Source organism: Terriglobus sp. YAF25 (assembly GCF_052113305.1).
GTDB lineage: Bacteria > Acidobacteriota > Terriglobia > Terriglobales > Acidobacteriaceae > Terriglobus.
Genome location: NZ_JBFRCY010000616.1, coordinates 1 through 2,853, shown reverse-complemented (window position 1 = coordinate 2,853; position 2,853 = coordinate 1). Strand labels below are relative to the sequence as shown.

General features: G+C 57.8%; 3 protein-coding genes and 2 pseudogenes. All 5 read left to right on the top strand.

All coding sequences use genetic code 11. The annotated features are described in order from the left end of the window. Positions 1 to 1,058, top strand: a 1,058-nt coding sequence (locus AB4043_RS21200) for an MBL fold metallo-hydrolase RNA specificity domain-containing protein (protein WP_442308001.1), incomplete at its 5' end; no start/stop codon positions are given. A gap of 41 nt (positions 1,059 to 1,099) precedes the next feature. Continuing rightward, on the top strand, positions 1,100 to 1,774 hold the full coding sequence (gene phoU / locus AB4043_RS21195) for a phosphate signaling complex protein PhoU (protein WP_442299240.1): 675 nt from the start codon (positions 1,100 to 1,102) through the stop codon (positions 1,772 to 1,774). An 11-nt stretch (positions 1,775 to 1,785) separates the two neighbouring features. Beyond that, positions 1,786 to 2,058: pseudogene (locus tag AB4043_RS21190) on the top strand (IS1 family transposase); the annotation flags it as partial. 55 nt (positions 2,059 to 2,113) lie between these two features. Beyond that, positions 2,114 to 2,290, top strand: a complete 177-nt coding sequence (locus AB4043_RS21185) for a hypothetical protein (protein WP_442299241.1) — start codon at positions 2,114 to 2,116, stop codon at positions 2,288 to 2,290. A gap of 230 nt (positions 2,291 to 2,520) precedes the next feature. Further along, positions 2,521 to 2,853: pseudogene (locus AB4043_RS21180) on the top strand (nitrite reductase); the annotation flags it as partial.

Genomic DNA, 2,853 nt, shown 5'->3' with positions numbered 1-2,853 from the left:
CCATCGAGCAACCGGTTGATCCTCTGTACTCGATGGAAGACGCTGCCGCAACGATCGAACTCTTCCGGCCAATGCAGTTGCACGAGCGCCAGGCTCTCAACGGCTCCACGGCAACAGAGGGATTTGCGGTCACGCCCTATGGCGCCGGACACATGCTGGGTTCGACCTGCGTTCTGATGGAAGGTACTGAGAACGGGAAGACGACGCGCGTGCTCTTCTCGGGCGACGTCGGCCGCGTCAGTCTGCCGATTATCAAAGACCCCGAGTCCGCCCCGGCCGCCGACTATCTGATCATGGAGAGCACCTATGGCAACCGCCTGCACCAGCCCATCGGACCGGTAAAGAACAAGCTGGCTGCTCTCATCAAGCGCACGGTTCAACGAGGCGGGCATGTCGTGATGCCTGCCTTTGCCGTAGGACGTTCCCAGCAGGTGGTCATGATGCTGCATGAGTTGATGCAGGAGAAGAAGATTCCCGAGCTTCCGATCTTTCTCGACAGTCCTTTGGCGACTACCGTAACCCAGGTCTTCGAAAAACACACAGAGGAGTGGGATGCAGACTTAGCGACCTTTGCTGAGTTGACTACTCCTTTCGCCTGGAAGCAGATGAGCTATACCCAGACGGTGCAGGAGAGTAAGGCGCTGAACCAGATGCACATGCCGTTCATCGTGATCTCGGCCTCAGGAATGTGCGAGGCCGGCCGTGTGCTGCATCATCTGCGCAACTCCATCGAAGATCCCCGCAACCTGATCCTGTTGACCGGCTATCAGGCGGAAAACACCCTGGGCCGCCGCATCGAGCGTCGCGAACCTGAGGTCCGCATCTTCGGCGAATGGATGCGTCTGCGCGCCGAGGTCGATTCGATCGGCGAGCTGAGCGGTCACGCCGATCAAAAGGAGCTTCTGGACTGGATGGAACCGGTCACGAAGACGCTGAAAAAGGTCTTTCTGGTCCATGGCGAGCCTGAGGCACAGCAGGAACTCAAGGCCGAGATCGAGAAACGCTACCGGCTGCCGGTGGAGATTCCGGCACGCGGCGATCAATACGTGCTTGAATAGGGAGGCGTCGTCCGGTTCAATAGAAAGCAGAGGTCGCTCGCTTGCCGCGCATTCACTTCCACCAACAACTCGCTGCGTTGAAGGATAAGCTGCTTGCTATGGCAGCCCTGGCGCATCAGGTGCTGGAGTACTCGGTGACGGCCTATGTCAACGGCGACATGTCGCTCTGCGCCCACGTTCTGGAGATTGAAGCTGCGATCAATGCCGCCGAGCGGGAGGTGGACGAGATGGCGTACGAACTGCTCAGCCGTGAGCAGCCGATGGCGATCGATCTCCGCTTCATCCTTTCGGTAATCAAGATTAATGGAGATCTGGAGCGAATCGGCGACCAGAGCGTCAATATCGCTCAGCGTGCGCGTACGTTGGACGGCCTACCGCGCATCACTCTGCCGGTGGATATCGTCCGCATGGGGGAACACGCCGGGAAGATGACCCAGTTGGCAATCCAGGCGCTGGTGGAGGGCGATGCCGCCATCGCCGACCAGGTGCTTGCCATGGACGACGAGATGGACCTCATGAACCGCGAGGTCCAGGATGTGATGGTGGAGCTCATGCAGGAGAAGCCTGAGACCACCGATTACGCCCTGAACGCCATCATTATTGCCCGGAACCTCGAACGGAGCGGGGACCACGCCACCAATATCGCAGAGGACGTCATCTTCTGGGTCCGAGGTTCCGACGTACGGCATAAGTTTGCCCTGGCCGACGCGGACTAGAGCATTTTCCTTTTGTGGCGAGGATGAATCTCACCGCGCGGATGCAGATTCGCCGCTTCACACGCCTGACGAACGCCTTTTCAAAGAAGATGGAGAACCATGAGGCTGCGGTGGCTCTCCAGTTGATGCACTACAACTTTTGCCGGGAGCATAAGACTCTGCGTATCACCCCGGCGATGGAAGCTGTTATCGCTGGTCATGTTTGGGAGATTGAGGAGTTGGTGGCCATGCTGCCTGAGCCGGGAGCAAAGAAGCGCGGGTCTTACAAGAAGCGGTCCGCGTAGTAGCATTGGCGGCATGACGAGACGGGAGATTGGGTTCCTCATAATTGGAATTGGCTTGGGACTGCTATTTTCCCTGGCAGTGACCCTCGAAGTCATGCTGACACTCCGTAATGGCAGTACACTGTCCGCCTTCAGCATCGACAAGGTAATCCTGATATTTCCGATTGCCCTGCTGATAGTGGGTTTGGCCGTGGTGGTCTACCGCAAAAAGTCGGAGCGGATTTCAAACTGAGGTACTACCGGAAAACGCTCTAACTTGACTCCGCCCCGCCACCTCGATAGCCTTAACATTATGCAGACAGCGAAAAATGCGTGTTGTTGTCCCGTCTGCTGCTGGGTGTGACGCTTCCGTCCTTTGAGTATTTCTCCGCAGCCAGCGCCCGCGTTCCAATCGCGGGCTTTGTTATTGAAAGCTTCAAGAAATTCTTCTAACCCACCGATTCGAGGAAACTTAGCAACGCCATGATGTCGCCCGATGCAGTGCAGACCGCTCCCGTAAAAGAGACCAAGGCCCAGAAGTCTGAGCGCTTGAAACTAGCCAAGAACCCGTGGGAGTCTTGGTCGGACGTGGAGGCGTTTGCGAAGGCCGGTTCTGCTTCGGTTGCCTCGGAGTGGTCCGGGCTCTACTTCAAGTGGTGGGGAATCTATACCCAGGGCGACGGAATCGGAGCCGTAGGCGGCGTCGGAGGCGAGGGTAAAGCCACCGAATACTTCATGATGCGTATCGCCGTCCCCGCCGGCTTCCTGACCAGCAAGCAGGCGCGGGTTGTTGCCGACCTGACGAAGAAATATGCC